Annotated in this window: 14 protein-coding genes; 1 reads left to right on the top strand and 13 read right to left on the bottom strand. The window is 47.0% G+C overall.

The annotated features are described in order from the left end of the window. Positions 1-3: 3 nt before the first annotated feature. Entirely contained in the window at positions 4-1,656 is a 1,653-nt protein-coding gene (gene mdcA, locus ASG93_RS01405) for a malonate decarboxylase subunit alpha (RefSeq protein WP_414858832.1), read from the bottom strand. A gap of 166 nt (positions 1,657-1,822) precedes the next feature. Here mdcA and ASG93_RS01400 point away from each other — a divergent pair, with 166 nt between their 5' ends. Then, entirely contained in the window at positions 1,823-2,701 is an 879-nt protein-coding gene (locus ASG93_RS01400) for a LysR family transcriptional regulator (protein WP_056828082.1), read from the top strand. A gap of 201 nt (positions 2,702-2,902) precedes the next feature. Here the strand turns inward: ASG93_RS01400 and ASG93_RS01395 are convergent, their stop codons facing one another. The 12 genes from ASG93_RS01395 to ASG93_RS01340 all read right to left on the bottom strand — a co-directional run bounded on the left by ASG93_RS01395 (position 2,903) and on the right by ASG93_RS01340 (position 20,179). Beyond that, positions 2,903-4,885: a YjhG/YagF family D-xylonate dehydratase gene (locus tag ASG93_RS01395; RefSeq protein WP_056828079.1), complete on the bottom strand. Its 1,983-nt coding sequence runs from the start codon at positions 4,883-4,885 to the stop codon at positions 2,903-2,905. A 46-nt stretch (positions 4,886-4,931) separates the two neighbouring features. Continuing rightward, complete coding sequence (gene gucD, locus ASG93_RS01390) at positions 4,932-6,401, bottom strand: alpha-ketoglutaric semialdehyde dehydrogenase GucD (protein WP_056828077.1); 1,470 nt, start codon at positions 6,399-6,401, stop codon at positions 4,932-4,934. A 53-nt stretch (positions 6,402-6,454) separates the two neighbouring features. Next, positions 6,455-7,336, bottom strand: a complete 882-nt coding sequence (locus ASG93_RS01385) for a fumarylacetoacetate hydrolase family protein (RefSeq protein WP_056828075.1) — start codon at positions 7,334-7,336, stop codon at positions 6,455-6,457. 85 nt (positions 7,337-7,421) lie between these two features. Continuing rightward, positions 7,422-8,186 (bottom strand): IclR family transcriptional regulator, encoded by a 765-nt coding sequence (locus tag ASG93_RS01380; protein ID WP_056828073.1) that lies wholly within the window; start codon positions 8,184-8,186, stop codon positions 7,422-7,424. 81 nt (positions 8,187-8,267) lie between these two features. Beyond that, positions 8,268-9,812, bottom strand: a complete 1,545-nt coding sequence (locus ASG93_RS01375; RefSeq protein ID WP_056828071.1) for a glycoside hydrolase 43 family protein — start codon at positions 9,810-9,812, stop codon at positions 8,268-8,270. A gap of 31 nt (positions 9,813-9,843) precedes the next feature. Then, positions 9,844-11,259 (bottom strand): family 43 glycosylhydrolase, encoded by a 1,416-nt coding sequence (locus tag ASG93_RS01370; protein ID WP_056828069.1) that lies wholly within the window; start codon positions 11,257-11,259, stop codon positions 9,844-9,846. 38 nt (positions 11,260-11,297) lie between these two features. After that, positions 11,298-13,625, bottom strand: a complete 2,328-nt coding sequence (locus ASG93_RS01365) for a glycosyl hydrolase family 95 catalytic domain-containing protein (protein WP_056828068.1) — start codon at positions 13,623-13,625, stop codon at positions 11,298-11,300. A 42-nt stretch (positions 13,626-13,667) separates the two neighbouring features. Further along, a complete protein-coding gene (locus ASG93_RS01360; protein ID WP_235550694.1) occupies positions 13,668-14,456 on the bottom strand; it encodes a helix-turn-helix transcriptional regulator in 789 nt (262 codons plus the stop codon). A 297-nt stretch (positions 14,457-14,753) separates the two neighbouring features. After that, the gene (locus ASG93_RS01355) at positions 14,754-16,286 is read right to left on the bottom strand and encodes a carboxylesterase/lipase family protein (protein ID WP_056828063.1); all 1,533 of its coding nucleotides are present in this window, start codon (positions 16,284-16,286) and stop codon (positions 14,754-14,756) included. A 161-nt stretch (positions 16,287-16,447) separates the two neighbouring features. Next, positions 16,448-18,247 (bottom strand): hypothetical protein, encoded by a 1,800-nt coding sequence (locus tag ASG93_RS01350; protein WP_056828061.1) that lies wholly within the window; start codon positions 18,245-18,247, stop codon positions 16,448-16,450. A gap of 43 nt (positions 18,248-18,290) precedes the next feature. Then, entirely contained in the window at positions 18,291-19,259 is a 969-nt protein-coding gene (locus ASG93_RS01345; RefSeq protein ID WP_156410753.1) for a carbohydrate ABC transporter permease, read from the bottom strand. Further along, entirely contained in the window at positions 19,256-20,179 is a 924-nt protein-coding gene (locus ASG93_RS01340) for an ABC transporter permease subunit (protein WP_056828060.1), read from the bottom strand. Before ASG93_RS01340 ends, ASG93_RS01345 begins: the two co-directional genes overlap by 4 nt. Positions 20,180-20,348 lie beyond the last annotated feature (169 nt).

The raw sequence follows: 20,348 nt of genomic DNA, 5'->3' as shown, positions 1-20,348 counted from the left end.
CACCTACCAGCTGCGAAATTTTCCCGGCGGTTTATAAAGCCCATCTGACCATTCCACAAGCTCTTCAACACTTTTAGCCGCAAGTAATGACCGCTTGGCGTCCGTACGGCGAACACTCAAATCCTCCGGGAACGCGACCAAACCGTCTTCCCGTAATCGCTCGTTGAGAGACAGATTATGATTACGTCCCAGTGGCGTAACGCCGGCGATGGCAGCCAAAGCTAACTTGCGCTCTTCTAAATTGTTCGCTTTATACAAATAGGCGATTCCTTCTTCTGTAATCACGTGAGTGACGTCATCTCCGTAAATCATAACCGGAGCCACAGGCAAATTTGCATCCTGCCCTACTGCGATTGCATCCAAGGACTCTACAAATGTCGGCTGGTCACCCTTTTGGAACGTTTCAAACATTTGGACTACAAGTTTTTTCCCTCGGACGATAGGACCATCAGCGGTAATCATATTTTGCCAGGCCGGAGACGAATGTCTACGCCCATGAGGATTATTGCCCATATTAGGCGCTCCGCCAAACCCTGCTAGTCTCCCCAAAGTCACAGTGGATGAGTTACCTTCTTCATCCATTTGGAGCGTTGACCCAATGAACAGATCGATACCGTACAACCCGGCCATTTGGCAATAAGCACGGTTCGATCTGAGGCTGCCATCCCGTCCTGTGAAGAAAATGTCCGGCCGGGCGGCAACGTAATCTTCCATACCGACTTCCCCGCCAAAGCTATGGATACTCTCAACCCAGCCGCTCTCAATAGCCGGGATAAGGGTAGGGTGCGGATTCAGCGCCCAATGTTTGCAGATCTTCCCTCGCAGCCCCAGCTTTTCTCCGTACGTAGGAAGCAGCAACTCGATAGCTGCTGTATTAAATCCGATGCCATGATTGAGCGACTGCACTTGATGCCGTTCATAGACGCCGCGTATCGCCATCATGGCCATGAGGATTTGTGTCTCCGTAATGAGACGCGGGTCTCTTGTAAACAATGCTTCAAGCTGATAAGGCTTCTCCGCTACCACGACGACATCTACCCAGGACGCTGGAATGTCCACTCTGGGCAGTATATCCACGATTTCATTGACCTGTACGATGACGATCCCGTCGGAAAAAGCCGTCGCCTCCACAATCGTCGGGGTTTCCTCCGTATTGGGCCCGGTATAAAGGTTCCCGGCGCGGTCTGCTTTGTCTGCGGCGACCAAGGCGATATTAGGAATCAAGTCGATAAACATTCGGCCGTACAATTCCAAATAAGTATGAATAGCGCCGACATCGATCAAGCCATCTTCCATCATTTGCGAAATCCTCAAGCTTTGGGGTCCGGCGTAGCAAAAATCCAATTTGCGCGCAATGCCTTTTTCGAAGATATCAAGATGTTCAGGTCGGGAGATGCTGCTGATGAGCATATGCAGGTTGTTTACTTTACCGATGTCTAGCTTGGAGAGCACGCCTGAAAGAAAGGTGGCCTGCTTTTGATTATTCCCTTCTAAGACTACCCTATCCCCCGGACAAATCAACGATTCCATTGCATCGATAATACGATCTGTCGTAAGGATGGGACCATCCAGCCATGATTTCACCGAGCTCATGCGGCGGCTCTTATCATCACGTCTCTTTGTCCATTTGTGCTCTTCTTGCCATTGTTCCGCCACATCTACAACCTCCATAACGGATTACAGGACAAAAGCCTGCTAGGAACGTCTTTTATACAAGTTTTAGAAAACGCTTGCAATTCCATTTTAACTCCCGAATATGTATAATGTGAAATATATAAATTAACATATGTTATATAACTAAATATATATATGAGGGACGTTTATGGAATTATCGCAGTTACAATATTTTCGGCATGTAGCCCGAACCGAGAACATAAGCAAATCCGCCTTAGAGCTTCATATCTCTCAACCGGCACTCAGTAAAATGATTTTTATTCTGGAAAAGGACTTGGGAGTAAAGTTGTTTGACCGTCAAGGAAAGCACATCAAGTTAAACCATTTCGGAACTATGTTTTTAAAACGTGTGGAAATCGCTTTGGACGCATTAGAAGACGGACGCAGGGAACTTGAAGATGCAAGGGGCCGAATGATAGGGACACTTCATTTAAGTTTTGATGTAGCCTCTCATATCATGCCGGATTTGTTAAGAGAATTTCGTTTAATTCATCCCGAAGTTACTTTTCATCTTTTGCAGCACTTTAGAAATCCTACTCAGACGAAATTCGACTTCTGCATTACTTCATCGCCGGTTGAGTTAAGTGGTACAGCACAAATCGAGCTACTCAGGGAAGAGGTTTTTCTGGCCGTGCCAGAATCGCATCCCCTTGCTTCGATGAAAACAGTTCGTTTGTCCGATGTAGCGGAGGATGGTTTTATTACGTTAAAGCGAGGAAACAGCCTTCGTGAAACAACGGATGCTTTTTGTGCACGAGCCGGATTTAAGCCGCGCATTATTTTTGAAAGCGACGACCCGGCAATGGTACGAGGATTGATTCGCGTGGGCCAAGGAATAGCCTTTGTCCCGGCAATCACATGGAAAGGCACCACCGACTCTTCCGTTGTTTTGCTTCGTGTTACACATCCGGAATGCATGCGTATTATCGAGCTGCATTGGATGGAGGATCGGTATCTTTCCGTAGCCGCACAAGCTTTTCGTCAATTTACGAAAGATTACTTCTCCAGGCTTGGACAAAGTCTATAAACCCCCACCAATAAAATATGGAACAATTCTAACGAATTGTGGGAAATGATACAGTAAGTAAAAAAAAAAGAAGAAGAGAAAAGAAGTGTGATGTTTCATAAATAATTGTAAAACGGAGCCCGCAAACCCGCGTGACTCCGTTTATTTTGTTTCATAATTAATAGCAATTTGCCTTCTGCTGTACGATGCCTGCGAAAATGGCTAATCGTTTTGCACAGCCAAAGCTTTTTTTCCCGCTTCCAAGACAGCAAGAATCCGATCCACATCATAAACGCTCCCTGTCCAGGTTCCTCCGCTGACAGATTGTAATGCAGCCCATAAACGAGTATCATCAGGAAGCCCTTCGTCTGCTGCGAGCTCCGGGTGAGGGACTCGGGCAGCAAGCACACGGGCTCCTTCTTCGGGGGTCAGCACTTCGTCACCGTCGCCTAGAAAATGGATGCTGCCTTCCAAACTGTTACGATCAACTACGATGTCAATCGTATCTCCATCCCGCAGCTTACCAATCGGACCGCCAGCTAACGCTTCAGGTCCAACATGACCGATACAGGCACCTGTGGATACGCCCGAAAACCGCGCATCGGTAATTAGGGACACGTATTTGCCGAACGGCAAATGCTTTAGTGCTGAGGTTAATTGATAGGTCTCCTCCATCCCCGAACCCAACGGTCCGCGCCCCATCAACACCATAATATCGCCGGCTTGAATACCGCCGATCTTGATTGCCAAGATAGCCGCTTTCTCTGAGGTAAACACCTTGGCTTTGCCCCGATGGCGGTAAACCCCATCCTCTCCGACGGTTGTCGGGTCAATCGCCGTCGATTTAATCACTGATCCTTCCGGAGCCAGATTCCCCATAGGAAACGTAACCGTCGAGGTCAATCCCCTTTCTTTGGCACGTTCTGGACTCATGATGACGTTGTCCGGATCTATCCCGTCCATTTCCATAAGCAGACTTCTCATCCGCCCTCGGCGCTCGCTCGTTTCCCACCAATCCAGTACAGTCCCCAGCGTTTCACCGGTTACTGTCAACGCATTTTCTTTTAGTACCCCCAAACGGCGGAGATGCAGCATCACTTCCGGCACCCCTCCGGACAGAAACACTCGCACAGTCGGATGATATTCCGGACCATTCGGCAAAACGCTGACTAGTCTTGGTACGTCTTTATTGACACGAATCCAGTCTTGAACGGTCGGAACGGGCAGCCCTGCCGCATGAGCGAAGGCAGGAATGTGCAGCAGCAAATTGGTCGATCCGCCAATGGCCGCATGAACAACCATCGCATTATGGATGGACGCTTCGGTCAAAATATCCTTCATCCGGATTCCCTTTTCCTCGAGCGTCATCATAGCGCGGGCCGACTGCCTGGCCATCTCTTCCCATACGGGCTGTCCCGATGGTGCAAGCGCAGCGTGAGGCACCGTCATGCCCATAGCCTCTGCAATAACCTGCGAAGTAGCAGCCGTCCCAAGAAACTGGCAGCCTCCACCCGGTGTGGCACAAGCCCGGCAGCCGAGGTCGGCAGCGTCTTCCAGACTGATTTCACCATTAGCATACCTTGCACCTATGGTTTGGATTTTCCCAGCGTCCTCGCCCTCCGTGGGGGGTAATGTCACTCCGCCGGGCACAATTACGCAAGGAAGTTCGTGCATCCCGGCCAGAGCAATCATCATGGCGGGCAATCCTTTGTCGCAGGTTGCTACACCGAGCACACCTTTGCGCGTCGGCAAGGAGCGGATGAGACGCCGGAAAACGATCGCTGCATCGTTGCGGTAAGGAAGAGAGTCAAACATGCCTTCCGTACCCTGGGACCTACCGTCGCAAGGGTCGCTCACATATCCGGCGAAAGGAACCCCACCGCTTTCCGTGATCACCTCTGCTGCAGCCTGCGTCAGCAGACCAACTTCCCAGTGACCGGTATGATAGCCGAGTGCGACGGGACTGCCATCTTCCTTACGTATGCCTCCTTGCGTGCTTAACAAAAGATACTGTTTACCCTTCAGGCGGGAAGGTTTCCACCCCATTCCAACATTTTGGGTAAGACCGAACAACTCTCCGCTTGGAGCATGCAATAACAATTCTTTTGTAAATGGCAATGAGCCTTTTGGGCCTTGCGCGTGCGTACGGATCGTAAACAAATCGTTATTTTCATGAGCCATAATCGATTTTAATTGCTCTGTCATCAACCCTCACCCTTCCGAATTAGGTTTTATAGCAAAAGTTATACGCTTACGCTTTGAGAAATACCGTTTTTATCGAGGTATAAAATTCGATTGCCGCCTGACCTTGCTCGCGCGAATGAGAACTGGACTGCTTCATCCCGCCGAATGGGGCCTGCAGCTCCACCCCGGCTGTCTCGGAATTAATTCTTACCAAACCGGCGTCCATATCTTGAATAAACGAAAGAATATTGCTTATGCTTTGCGTGTAAATGGAAGCGCTCAGACCATAATCCGAATTGTTAGCCAGTTGAATGGCTTCTTCCATGGTTTCGACTTGAATTAGCGCGAGGACCGGGCCGAAAATCTCTTCCCGGGCAATCGCCATTTCTGGCGTTACTTTATCAAACACAGTGGGCTGAATATAGAAGCCTTCGGCGAGATCTGGATGATCCGGTGAAGCACCGCCGAACAACAGCTCAGCTCCTTCCTCTATTCCTTTTTGAATGTAGGACTGCACCGTTCTTAGCTGATTTTCGTTTGCGCAAGGGCCGAGCCATGTACCGGCATCTAATCCATGACCAACTGTTAAACCTTTTAATTTGCTCAGGAGCTTTTCTTTGAAAGTTTCATACACATCACGCATCACAATGACACGGCTTGTTGCCGTACATTTCTGTCCTGTCGACCGGATTCCGCCACTGATCGTCGCGTCAACCGCCAAATCCAAATCGGCATCCGCAGCGATAATGATCGGATTTTTCCCGCCCATCTCAAGCTGGTATTTCGCCCCTCTGGCTAGTGCCGCCTGACCGACCCGTTTGCCAACTTGATTGGAGCCGGTAAATGTGATTCCGTTTACATCCGGATGCTCTGCAAGTCCTTGCCCGATGATAGATCCGCTTCCAGTCACTAAATTGATAACTCCGGCAGGAAGTCCCGCTTCAGCGATGCATTCTACGATTTTAGCAGCCGTCACCGCCGTATCCTGAGCAGGCTTCAGCACGACCGTATTACCATAAATTAAGGCTGGCGCCATTTTCCATATCGGAATAGCCACTGGAAAATTCCAAGGTGAAATAACTCCGACAACCCCAAGCGGCACACGGGTCGTAAACATCAGCGCTTCGCTGTCCGTGGAGGGTATCACTTCTCCGATCTTCCGCATCCCTTCACCGGCATAGTAGCGCAGGATGGCGATCCCTCGTGCCGTTTCGCCTTTTGCTTCCGGCAATGTTTTGCCCATTTCACGCGTCATCGTCTCGGCAATTTCATCGATGCGTCTTTCCAGCGCATTAGCCGCTTTAAACAAGTAGTCGCCTCTTGCCGAGCCCGATAACTTTCTCCAACCTTGCTGTGCCGCTTTGGCGGACGCAACCGCTTGGTTCACTTCCTCCAATGACGACGACTGCACATAGCCCACGACTTCACTTCTTTTCGCAGGATTTATGCTGGGGACGGTTTGCCCAGTGCCGGCTGGACACCATTCACCGTTAATATAGTTTAAATAGGTTTGCCCTCCAACAAATACAGATGCCATATATATTCCTCCTTGAATGTATGTATTTTATAAATCAAATGTATAATTACAGATTAGCTTCCTGCACCTACAACATGATTGACTAGTGTCCCAATACCGGTAATCTCAATTTCGATCCGGTCTCCGTGAGCGAGTGTAAATTCGTTAGGCGGTACAATGCAAGTTCCCGTCAGCAGCACGGTTCCGTCAAACAATTCATTATCCCGAATCAAATATTCGGTCAATTCCTCAAGCTTTCGTTTTAGCTGATTGGTATTAGCCGTTCCCTCGACGGCTTTTTCCCCGTTGCGATATATTCGGCTTGTAATCTGCAAGTTGTAAGGGTCGTCTACCGTTTCGGCTAAACGGATCGCTGGTCCCAAGGAGCAGGAACGTTTCCATACTTTGGCTTGTGGCAGGTAGAGCGGATTCTCGCCTTCAATATCCCGGCAGCTCATATCATTGCCAATGGTGTACCCTACGATTTTCCCCTTAGCGTTCAGAACAAGCCCTAACTCCGGTTCAGGCACCTGCCACACGGAATCGCTTCGAAGTTGCACGTCGCCGCCTGGTCCTACCGTTCGGGCAGCCGTCGATTTGAAAAAAATCTCCGGACGCACAGCGTCATAAACTTTATCGTAAAAGGTCAAGGCATCCAGTTTGCCTTCGGTTGCCTCATAATTTCGCGCATCCCGGCTTCGCTCATACGTAACCCCAGCAGCCCAAACTTCGGGCGCTTCAATTGGAACCAGAAGCTGCAGCTGATCGACTTGACCTGATAGCGCTTCCCTATTTTCGATCGTTTTGAAAACCAACTCGAGCGGTGAAATCTCCGCTTCGTCAGCTTCTTGGATCAAGGTTAAAAAATCGCTTTGCGGCAGTGCGAAAATTTGTTCATTGTCATTAACTGCAGCTAGCTGTGAAAGCCCTTCATTTACAAAACGGATAATTTTCATAGATGGCTCACCCCTTGATTTTGTTTTACATTATAAAACAGCGTTCTCAAATTCTAATATAAAAAATGCCTGGACTCGACATGCTTTACAAAACTTGCCGAAACCCCAGGGTCTGTGAAATCGTCTCTGCTTCTTTCTTAAGTAGGGCAATATACTGCTTAAACAATAGGTCATCTACCGTTGAAATTAAAGTTGATATGCTGATCGCTGCTACAACCGAACCATTATGTTCGAAGATAGGAGCTGCAGCGCATCGTACGCCCGGTTCGTTCTCCTGATTGTCAATGGAGTACCCTTGCTCACTTACCTGATTCAATTCGTGAAGGAATGCCTCTCTGTCCGTAATCGTCGCTTCTGTAATCTTGGAGAAATGGTAATTCCGAAGGAGCATATCGATCTCATCCTTCGTTCTAAAGGCTGTCAGCACCTTTCCTACCGCGCTGCTATGAAGTGATATTCTGCGACCGATTCGGGAATAGCGAATCGCAGCTTTTTCCCCCTCAACTTTATCCAAATACACGCCTTCCTTCCCATCAAGAATAACGAGATGGGTTGTCTGACCTGTCTGCTCCGACAAAGCAGTCAAGTGCTTTCGGGCAACTGTACGGATGTCAAGGCCTTGCAGCATAAGCTGTCCCTTTTCCAGGAGCTTTAACCCTAACTTGTACTTTCCTGTTTCCATATCCTGATTGATATAACCGTGTAACTGAAGCGTTTTCAATAAGGAGTGTACTGTACTCTTGTGAAGCTCCATTCTCGCGCTGATTTCTGTAATTTTCAGCTCTGTCGTATGCTCGTCGAATAAATCCAATATTTTCAATGCTCTGTCCAGCGCTTGAATAATAGGCATGGTATCACTCCTATCCACAAGTCCATAATAATCTTTTACAACCATGCAATCAAGATAAAGTTATTATTTATCACTAGATCCTCAGGATTTCATCACATTGTACACGAACCTAGAAAACTGAGCCGTTCCTCCAATCTCCTTGGTAGAATATAGGAACAACCCGTAACGCGCCCCTACAAATTGATCCATTTTCCAGACCATATTATGGGTAATACCAAGCTTTTTCCAGTCTTCTCCGTCCATGTAATAAAACTCGCACTCGTCTGTATTATTCACGAAATTGCCATAAGCCTTCAAAGTAACTTTGTCACTGTCCACTGGAATCCTTGCATATTCCACCCCAGTCTCTTTGTCTACTAAGTTTCCGAAGATCGTTTTATCGTCTGTGGTTCTTGCCAACATGACCAAGTAGTATTGTCCAGCTTCCTTGGTAAGTGCAATGAAGCCATAGGTGCTGATCAAGAAGCACAAGCCTGCATAATCGCCATCCTTTAGCTCGCTTCCATCCAAGGTAACGATAGCTTCGCATGCGGGCCCCATTGCACGCTGTGTCAATGTATTTACCGAAAATGTTAAATTGGGATTAATTTTTCCAGATTGAATACGATATGTACCCGGCTTATCCGTTACGGACCACAAAATATCTGTCGGGATATGATTCCACTGCCAGTAGTCTTTCAGATGAACCTTGCCGTTCTCATCCGGCTTATAGAAGAAATCATCGCTTCCGACCAAAGGTTTGTATTCATATCCGGGTCTAGTACTCGGAATGTCGATATATGGGGGTGGCTTCCTATCGAATACCGGAACATCATTTTCCCAATGCAAAGGCACCAAGACAGGGATACGGCCAACGGCACCATGATCCTGAAACAAGAGGGCATACCATTTACCATCTGGCGTATCAACGATTCCGCCTTGTGCTATACCTGCATTAAAATACTCCATGTCATCATCAAACACCTCTCCGCCAACAAAGTCCCCCTCCAGGGAATCTGCTACAAAACAGGCTTGTGTTCTGCGACTATGTCTGGACTGTGTAATGTGTATAAAAAATGCGTAATATTTTCCATTAATCTTATAGATATGGGCACCTTCATAACCAAGATGATAAGGTCCTGTCTCCCTCACAATGATCCGGTTTAATCCACCAGGCTTGGGACCGGTCAAATCTTCCTTTAATTCTGTAAGATGAATCTCGGCATTTCCATATATAATATAAACTCTGCCATCATCATCAAACAAAAGCGAGCAATCATGATAGAATCCTTCGATATTCGGGTGCCTCATCCATGGTCCTGTGATTTCAAACGCAGAAAACAAATACGTTTGATGAGTATCGTTTGCTACGAAACATACATAATATTTACCTTGATGGTAACGCAAAGATGCCGCCCACATTCCCTTTCCATAGATCTGTCGGTCACCCTCCAGCCTCTGATCCGGTGTATCATCCAAAGCATCATATACATATGTTGCCACTTCCCAATGGATCAGGTCATACGACCTCAATATTACACACCCCGGCATAAAATGCATGGTCGTACTGACCATATAATAAGTATCCTCCACCCGGATCACATCGGGGTCCGGATAGTCAGCCCATATAATGGGATTCGGGTACATCGGCAATACCCCTTTCCTTCATTTATGTTGGTTATTCCAATGTGAACGAAGCTAGACTCGCGCCTCCCGTACCCGTATACGTGAAATACAAGGCTTGTATGCCATCCGGTATAACGAGATCCGTAGAATATTCCTTCCATATATTTGTAAAGTCAACCGATATCTTCCCGAGAGCAGGACCGTCCCATGATGTTTTCACTTCAAAGGCACCACGGCAATATCCACGCACCCTGATTTTGACTTTCTTGATCCCATCGCACTGAAAATATTTAAATCCGGCTGTTGCGGAATCCCTCATATTGGCGATATAACCGATCTCCTCATCTCCATCTTTCCCATCTTGGGTAATCTTCGGAAACCGACAGTCCATCCATTCCCCGGGAGCTCCTGTATACAACCCCTCATCACTGCAAAACAGATTGCAAGCCAGGTACGAAGGGTATTCCCCTCGACCGTCAAGCGGCCCTCCATTCGAACCGCAGGATGTCATTTCCACCTGCGGAATCGTACCATCCTCGCGGAATTCAATCTGTTCGATACAACCTTGCCGGCTGAAATTCGTTCCGTTGGTATGTCTATGATAAAAAATGTACCACTTTTCATTCATCTCAACAATGCTACCATGGTTATTGCCGCCATAATACATGGGTTTATTCGCCGGTTTGTATGAGTCGATATGAAGATCATTATTGCTGACAATGACTCCCTGATATACGAAATCCTTTGTTGGATATTTACTGGTCGCGTAGCACAGTTCATGCATAACGATGGATGAATAAATAAAATAATACGTATCGCCTTTCTTCCTTATAGAAGGAGCCTCAAAAAACGCATGCCCTTCGAATCCGCTGCCTTTGCTGTAAGGTTCACTTGGCGCGACAAATACCGGTTCCTCCAAAATCGTGAGCATATCGGGACCCAGGACCGTAGCCATGGCACCGCTTCTTGACTTGTCCCCAGCAGCACAGAAACCGGTATACAGGTACGTTCTTTCTCCTTCTGTCATCACTCCTGGATCAAATTGTGGCTCGTCGCCTTCTCTGTCTCCCAAACGTGTTCCATCGGCATATCGAACATAGCCATAAAATTCATATTTGCCGGCCGGGGTATCACAAACAGCGACCGAAACGATAGAAACCTTGTCAAGGACATAGTACAAATAATAACGTCCATCCGGACCAACCGTGACATCTGGCGCATACAGACACATGCTTCCATCGGGATTAAGCGGATCATCTGTTTTTTTGTAAATCACGCCTTCATACCGCCAGTCTGCCGGGTCATCCTCAGGTGCCGACCAACAGACATAATCGTTAAAGCAATACGTATGCCCATTGAAACGGTCATGAGAGCCATATACATAAACTCTCCCGTTAAAAACATACGGTTCTCCATCAGGAATATATTCCCATGATGGAAGATATGGATTTCGTGCTTGTTTTTTCATATTAATCTGTTCACTCCTTGCTAAATTGGATGTTTCTTTCATATACACTGCTTGGATTCGGCCTTAGCAAGTACATGAACCGCAGTCCCTGCCTCCGCCTCAAACGAATAGGTTGATGCGTCGAGTTGCGTTGGCTCGTAAATCTCCCCTTCAATCCTTAATTGGATGGGCAGATTGCAACGAATACGATACACCCCTTTATTATCCGGCTTCAGTACAGCATGCTGTAATTGACCGTCCTTCCATGCCATATCTACCGTTACCGCACCGCGGGCGCGAAGCCCCGTTACTTCACCATTGGACCAAGCATTAGGGAGAGCTGGTAACAAATGAATGGCGTCAGCATGGCTTTGCAGCAGCATTTCCGCGATACCCGCAGTCCCGCCAAAATTGCCGTCTATCTGAAACGGCGGATGGTTATCGAGAAGGTTGGGCAATGTAGAGTGCGTCAAAAGGGCAGTTACATTTTCATATGCTTCTTCCGCATCTCCCAGCCGAGCCCAAAAATTCACAATCCAGGCGCGACTCCAGCCTGTATGTCCGCCTCCGTTTGCAAGTCGTCTCTCAAGTGTCCGGCGAGCAGCAGCACTTAGGCTTGGTGTCTTCTCTGGAGTGATCTGTGTTCCCGGGTGCAAAGCGAACAAGTGTGAGATATGACGATGTCCTGGCTCCACTTCCTCATAATCTTCAATCCACTCCTGTATTTGTCCATGACGCCCAATCTGGGGCTGTGGCAGCTTATCCATTGTAAGTTTAAGCGTTGTCAAAAAGTCCATATCCGTCTCTAACTGTTCACCTGCCGCTAGACATGCGAGAAACAATTCGCGAGCAATCTGGCTATCCATGGATGGCCCATAGCAAAGCACGCCCGTTTCCCCATTCGGCAATCTATATGTGTTTTCAGGTGAGACAGAGGGGCAAGTGACAAGCACTCCACTAGGAAGTTCGACCATATAACCAACAAGAAAAGCAGCCGCTTCTTTCATCATCGGGTAAGCACGTTTCAGAAAAGCCTCATTCCGCTCGAATTGATAATGTTCCCAAAGATGCAGACATAACCATGCAAGACCAAGGGGCCAATATGTCGAGGGTAGATAAAGATCCTGCGGTGCGGTATCCGCCCAAATATCAGTATTGTGATGGGCAGCACTGCCACCGCACCCATACATGACTTGAGCGGTTCGGCGACCGTTTGGAATCATCCGTTCGATCAATTCAAAGAGAGGCTCATGGCATTCGGGTAAATTGCAGGTCTCGGCCGGCCAATAGTTCATTTGCGCATTAATGTTAATGGTAAATTTGCTGTCCCAGGCCGGCAACATATCCTTATTCCAAATCCCTTGTAAATTCGCAGGTAAAGATCCTGGTCTGCTTGAAGCAATAAGCAGATAACGGCCATACTGAAAATATAAAGCTAGAAGTCCGGGGTCTTCAGCTCCAGCTTTCATCCGTTCCAATCGTTTCGAGGTGTCTTGTTCCACAGCATTGAATGCAGCATCCAGCCTTAACGACGTCCGCTCATACAGTTTACAATAATCCTCAATGTGGTCCGTTAATAAATCGATATAAGTCCGTGAAGCAGCACGCTTGGCATTCGCAAACGCTGCGGATTCAGGATCGGACTCTCGAAAATCCGTGGCGGCGGAAATGACCAATGTGACGGCATCGGCATTGGTCACGACCAAGTGCTCCCCAATCGTACGCATTTGGCCTCCCTCTGGTTTGCACATCAACACACCGCAATAGTTAACACCTCCGCCACTATTGCCGCTCATCATGATCGAATTACCTTCTTCTGTGCGGATACGGTCTACGTATCGGAACCTTTCCCTTCCCATTCTTGCCGTAAAGGAAATTTGGCCCGGCGTATCAGCCGTCAATCGAATCACAATCGCGCCGTCCGGATAGCTCGCAAAGATCTTGCGACGATAATGAACCTTACCCGCCTTAAAGGAAATACTGACCACTGCTTCTGATAAATCGAGCTCCCGTTCATAATCGATGACTTCGTTATCGTCTAATGTTTGGAAATGAAGAAACAGATCGCCGAGCGGCACATAATGACGCTGGGTTTCAGGGATCGCAGTTAAGGCAAGCGAAGCGAGGGACTCGGCTTCTTTGAGCTTCCCTTCAAAAATGAGGCGGCGAATTTCCGGAAGATTTACCAAAGCATCCGGGTTATGCCGATCCCTCGGCCCTCCATACCATAAGGAATCTTCATTAAGCTGCAATCGTTCGGAGCATGGTCCTCCGAAAATCATAGCTCCCAGCCGTCCGTTGCCAATCGGAAATGCCTCGTCCCAATTCTTGGCTGGGGAGCGAAAAAATAGTCTTTCTTTGTACTCTAAACTTGCTTCATCACTCATGATGATTGTCTCCTTCACTTTACAATCGGATTCTATTATCAATCAGCGCCTCTCAACAGACGCGCCTTCCATCTGCTTGTGAAACTTTCTTGGTGTAAAGCCCGTAATCTGCTTGAATTGACGGCAGAAGTGCTCCACATTGTTATACCCGCAGCGTAAAGCGACCTCCGAGATGGATAGAGAGCCGTGCAACAAATATTCCTTGGCTTGACGGATGCGGCTTGTAATCACGTCATCCATACAAGAAATCCCGAAAGTCTTCTTGTAAATTGTCTGCAAATACCCAGGGCTGATGCGGATAGAGTCGGCCATTCTCGGAACCGCCCAGTCCTGGCTAGGATTACTGTAAATGGCGGTCCGAAGCGATAACAAGTTGTAGTATTTGGGCGTAATTGCTTCTTGAAAATAAGATTCCAGCAGCTTGTTAAACAGGGTTCTCAGTAAGCAGTCAATGGATGATTCTTTATAATCTTTTTGAAAAGAGTGTTCACTGACAAGGAGTTGGAATATTTTGTGGCAGTATTCAGGGTCATTCAATGAAAAAGGCACTCCGAATGGAAGCGATGTTTCCGTTACATACGATTCGTTGGATTCGAAACGAATCCAGTCATTCTTATATTGTTCCGCGCAGGCCCGATAATAAATTTTTTGATGGGGATGGTATAAAACTCCACTGTGTGCTGGGTACTCCTTCACTTCTTCATTCACCCAGAACAGGGCGGGTGTATGGGTCACGACGAGCAACCAACAGTTATGGCCCTCAGGGACATCGAACACAAAATTGCTTGCGTGCGCGGCATCATATTCAACATAGAAAATGTTGGTCATCATGATCCTCCAGTAACAAAAAAATGACAATACATCAATTATTTTTATTAGCATATATGACTGATTGAAAACAGTCAACGAAGCAACACCATCATCGTGAGCGTCCGAAACAGTGATAGTAATGGACATCATCCGATTCCGGAATCTTCAAAGAGACCTTGGTTGAAAAACCAAGGTCGTCTCGTAAGCTTGGTCATTAACCTCTAACGCCGAAGGCGGTCTTTACCGTCACGAACATCGGCCGCTTATTGAAATGAGAAGTTTGCCGTTTTTTTGAACCTCAATGCCACTCTTTGGAGATCAGGATATAGTTGCCGAATTCTTGAAATATTGTCTCACGAGGAGCTGCATCATATCGCTGGGTTGTTCCCTGGAAAACTCTGCTTGATCCACGAATCGCATGCCGTACGGTGCCTTTGGCGTATAGGACTCCCACCGTGGCAAGTCCTCTCCCGTAGAATCTTTGCCGTTCGGATCTCCAGAACGAATGAAGTTCGCCCAGTAATTGCACATTTGGCGGGCAAGATCGTAATGTTTGCCGACGAACGGCCTCCAGCATTTGGCGAGGGTCTCGAAGAAGAACCAGAGATCCACCGAGTGGAACGTTCCAGGGTTATCCCAACCCGGGATTCCCGCATCGAAATTGTAATAGTAAAGCGGGAGATTGGCGTCGGTGTCCGCATTGGCCTGCCCGGCAATCCGTATCGCGTATTCAATGCCGCTTACCGAAGCTTTTTTCAAGACCTCATCGAAGTTGCCTGACGGAAATCCGCAAACCTCAAGAAATTCATTGGCATCGTCATCGAATAAGTTGACGGCCAAGTTCTTGATTTCGTCCAGCGAATCGGTCTCTGGAGCACTGAAAAACTCGGATGACGTATGGCCGAACATCACCGGTACCTGCAAGCGCTTGTTTTGAAGGAACAATTCGAACGCGCTGCCAACACTGAACTTATTGTCGACGACGGTGCCCCAGAACGCCTTGTACTCCAGCATCTTGTCTCGGAGAGAAACCGCATCCAGCTTCCGGGCTTCCGCAAGCGAGGAAATGCCGAGAAATTCGAAGAATTGAACGCCTTCCTGTTCGGCTTCCGTTATATCGCGCAGAAACCTTGGCGTGCGGACTCCCGGGTAGAGCTCCGTGAATACCCCGCTCTGCACGATCGCTCTCTGAAAGAGGCCGTTATTCTGCGGTGAAGTAAGCTGGCTCATGACGCTTCCGCCGCCGGCAGATTGTCCGCCGATGGTGATGTTGCCCGGATCGCCGCCGAAAGCAGCGATATTGCGTTTGACCCATCTTGTAGCAGCTTGTTGGTCGAGATGGCCGAAGTTCGCGGGAGCTTCCGGCGATTCCGCCGTAATTTCAGGGTGGCATAGAAATCCAAACACGTTCAGACGATAGTTGATCGTAACCACGACAATGCCTCTTCGGGCGATGCGTTCCCCGTCAAACTCCATCTCGGCCGTATGACCGACCTGAAGGCCTCCTCCGAAATACCATACGTACACCGGCAGCTTTTCATCGGTACGGTTAGCCGGGGTCCACACGTTAAGGTAGAGGCAGTCCTCGTCCATGGCGATGTCCGGTTCCACGGCCCATTCCCGGGTATAAATATTGTTGTCGTCGATTTCTTGTCTGGCCTGCATCGAGACCGGCGCGAATTCGTACGCGTTGAGCACGCCCTCCCAGTCTTTGGCGGGCTGCGGAGCACGCCAGCGGTTCTCTCCTACGGGCGGAGCAGCAAACGGGATCCCTTTGAAACTTGTGATCCTGGGGTCGGCTGCCGGCAGCCCTTGTACCCATCCGTTTTCAACGTTTACGACTCTAAGCATGCTCGATTTCTCCTTTCATTAAGCGAACTCGTTCCACGAAAGCGTCTTCGCAAGAATCTGCAAAATATCATCGACGGACGATGTATTTGTATAAAATCAGAAAATGAATGAGGGATGTATAAGATCATACCTATCCCTCATTCATAAAAAAATTATAATTTTTACTTTTTAGCTAATGCATCGGCACGCATTTTAATAATCTTTTGCGCTTTTTCCGTATCCGAGGCAACTACATCATTCCAGCCGAGGCCTATCACATCTTTCTTCATCATTTCCCACAGCTTGTCGAACTCTGCTTGATTTTTTGCAAATACCATTTTCCAGGATGTGTTCTTTACATAGTCAGAAATCTGGCTGCGTTTGTTTTTAATATCTGATGAATCGCTTCCTAAACTTGTATTGATATTGGGGACGATATCGATCATCTTATGTTTCAAGTAGTAATCTGTTGCGTTTTCTGCATTATAAGTGTTCTGCCAATCCGTCGTTAGCGCTGTCTTGTTCGCTTCAATTGTTGGGCTCCAGTAATTGCTGTTATAGAACTCCCCTGTCTTTGGATCTTTGGCAAAATCGCTAATGATCATCGTGTTGAGCTTGCTTTGTCCGTCCTGGTATCCGCCGCCTCCGTACTCTTCCGGAACAGGTGTATTTTTCTGGAATGCGGTTTGACCCACTTCGGTCAGCTTAAACTTGCCGTCTGCCGTCTTCTCGTAGTTGAAGCCTTCAAATCCATTCACATAGTAACGCAGGCCTTCAGGAGAAGTAGTCCAATCCATGAATTCCATGATCCGATCGGGATCACTGGCTTTGGAACCGATAGCAAAAACTCTGCCGTTGCCGTAATAAGCATCGCTTGCCTGAATGATGTGTGTGTCAGCGATCGGAACAGCAACATTCCCATCACCTTTTTTACCTCTTTCAATTGAATTGTAGAACCCTGTTTCCCACGAATACCACAAGAGAAGTACCTGCTTGTTGGTTAGCTTTTCGGAAACTTTGTTCCAATCCTGGGTTGGTGAGTCAGGGTCAACCAAACCCATCTGATTTGCTTTAAAATAGAATTGCAGAATCTTCTTGTACATACTGTTGTCATCGATGAGCGGAACGATGTCGCCTTTTGCATTCAACTGGATGGTGGTGGTTCCTTCTGGCTGCTCATAACCGTACCAATTGCCTAACCAGCGTGCATTTTCCATAGTGCCTCTGCTGTCCCAATCCTTCCACAAGGTGATCGGAACGATCGGTTTACCGTCCGGAGTCTTGGGATATTTCTCATGCATTTGCTTCAGTACATTCAAAAGATCATCCAGATTGTTCAGCTTGGGAGCCCCAACTCCCTTGAAATAATCCCAAGGCATTATTGGGCTTGAGTAAGGGGTTTGTTCCGAGAATGTCGTTGGTGAAGTATCTGCCTCAAAAGTCGGCAAAGCATAAATCTTGCCATCCGGATTTACTTTTTGAAATGCTGCATTGAAAGGTTTGAAATGATTATCCACATATTTGGACAGGTTCTGCGTATTCTTGATCTTATCCGTGAGATCCATAACCAGACCGGCTGGAATTAATTCTTCCAACTGACTGTTATTGACGATCAGGAGATCACCCAAATTTCCTGCTGCCGATCTTGTCTTGTATAGCTGGTCGCCGGCAACCTGCGGAGCAAGAATGTTCAATGTGATATTGAACTTATCCTTAATAAGCTTTCCATACCACCCTTTCTGCTCGCCTTGATAATTTGCTGCATTATCAAAAACGGTAATGGTCAGCGGTTTACTGTGATCTAGCTCTGTACTAGCTTTGGATGTAGCCCCAGTACCGGAGTCTGGTGACTTACTTGGTGCCGTTGATGCAGCCTTATTGTTGGATTCGCCTCCACAGCCGGTCAATGCTACCGAAACCATGAAGAGGCAGGCAAACAACATCAACGTCGATTTTTTTACTGCTTTACTCCGCTTACTCATGTTCAACCCCCCATATTCTTTCAATTTATTATAACGGTGTAAGTTATCCCTTCACTGCACCGATCATAATCCCCTTTACAAAAAATCTTTGGAAAATCGGATAAATCAACAAAATAGGTGCTACAACAATAATGGTCACCGTCATTCGAATTGAAGTAGTGGTTTGCTTTGTTGCCAGACTTGTTATGGCTGTCGAACCGGCATTCTGCAGGTTTACCATGCTGGATATGGAACTTGCCTGATTAATATAGTTATATAGAATAAACTGCAAGCTATATAGTTTGCTCTCCGTAACCAACAACAACGTGTCCTGGAAGGAATTCCACTGATCCACTGCTGCGAATATGGCAACCGTAGCCAATATGGGCTTACAGATGGGCAACATGATTTTGAAAAAAAGGGTCATGGTCCCGGCCCCGTCGATACTTGCCGCATGTTGCAATTCCTTCGGCGTTGATTCCACGAAAGTCTTTACAAGAATGATGAAAAACGGAGCTACGATTGTCGGCAGAATATAGGCCAAAAAATTGTTTGTCAGATGCAAAGTCCTCATTGTTAAATACCACGGAATAACCCCAGCATTAAAAAACATGGTTAAAACCGTAAAGCGATACCAAAATTTTCTCCTCCACATATCCTCCTGGGTAAACATGAATCCTAAAAATGCGGAAGCCCCTACCGTCAAAGTGGTTCCGATCACGGTCCTTCCTACAGATATAACGGCTGCATCCCACAACCCCGGTATTTTAACTACATCCACGTAGTTATGGAATTGGATTTGCATCGGGTAAAAGATAACATCACCTTTGGCACTGAGATCGTTTGCACTTATCGTATTAATAATGATCGAGTAAAATGGATATACACAAACAAGCGCATACAGAGAAAACAGGAAATATATTAAAACAGTCATCATTTTGTCTGTTGGGCTGACCTGGACTTTAACTTTTCTAGTGAGATGGCTGCCAGGCACTTTATCATTCGGCGCCAGACCTACTGCTGTATCACTCATACAATACTCTCTCCTCTTAGTCTTTTTGATAGTCCATTTACAGAAAAGAGAAGTACAACACTAATCAAGCTCTTTAGCATACTGATCGCGACGGACACGGAATAGCTGCCGCCCCCCATTGCCAGGTTGTAAACATATAAGTCTAAAGCCTGTATGGAATCCTTGTTAAATGCATTTTGAAATACGAAATATTGCTCCAAGCCATTATTCAGAAAACTCGCAATTTGCAGCATCAACAAAACAAAATAGGTCGGCACCATACTCGGCAATACGATATGCCAGATCACCCGCATTCTTGTCGCGCCGTCTACATAGGCCGCTTCATATAGAGAATCATCTATACTCATAATCGCCGCTATATACAATATGGCTGACCAACCCAATGTTTTCCAAGTTGTCCATATCCACATCATAATCCAAACATGGTCGGAGTTTTGAAGAAGTAATACCGGGGAATCAATAAATCCAAATTGTTTCAAAAGGCCGTTGACTATACCTTCACTGGAGAACATTGAAAATGCCAGTGAATAGACCAATACCCAGCTGATGAAGTTCGGCAAGGTTGTTACCGTCTGTATAAACCTCCGGAAACGTACGGATTTGATCTCAGTCAGGAATATGGCAAAAACCATTGGAAGCCAGGAAAATAGCAGATTCAAGCCACTCATCCCAAATGTGTTCTTAAGTATTTGAAACGTTTGATCGATCTTTACTTGGTTTTCGACCAAGGTATGAAACCACTTCAGACCAACAAACGGCGATTGGGACAGCGGAATCGGCGGCGTATAGTCAAAGAATGCATAAACCCAACCATATAGCGGGTAATATGCAAAGACACCAAGTAAAACCATAAAAGGCATAATATAGAGAAATTTTATTATTGAGATGCTTTTCTTGCTGTATTTTTCTATTCGTTCCATGTCAGGCCCCCCATTTTGTATTCAACGTATTTATTGACTAATAACGATATCCAAAAAAATATATGGAGTGCCGAAATGGCAGTTTCACTCTACTCCAGCGCAAAAGGTCATCGACGAATTTGAGGACGCACCTTGTGTTGACAGCGTTTTCATTCGGTTTCGTTAAAGT

This window comes from Paenibacillus sp. Soil787 (genome assembly GCF_001429545.1).
In the GTDB taxonomy this organism is placed as follows: Bacteria; Bacillota; Bacilli; order Paenibacillales; family NBRC-103111; genus Paenibacillus_E.
Note: the sequence above shows the minus strand (reverse complement) of the source record. Positions and strands in the feature narration are given on the sequence as shown.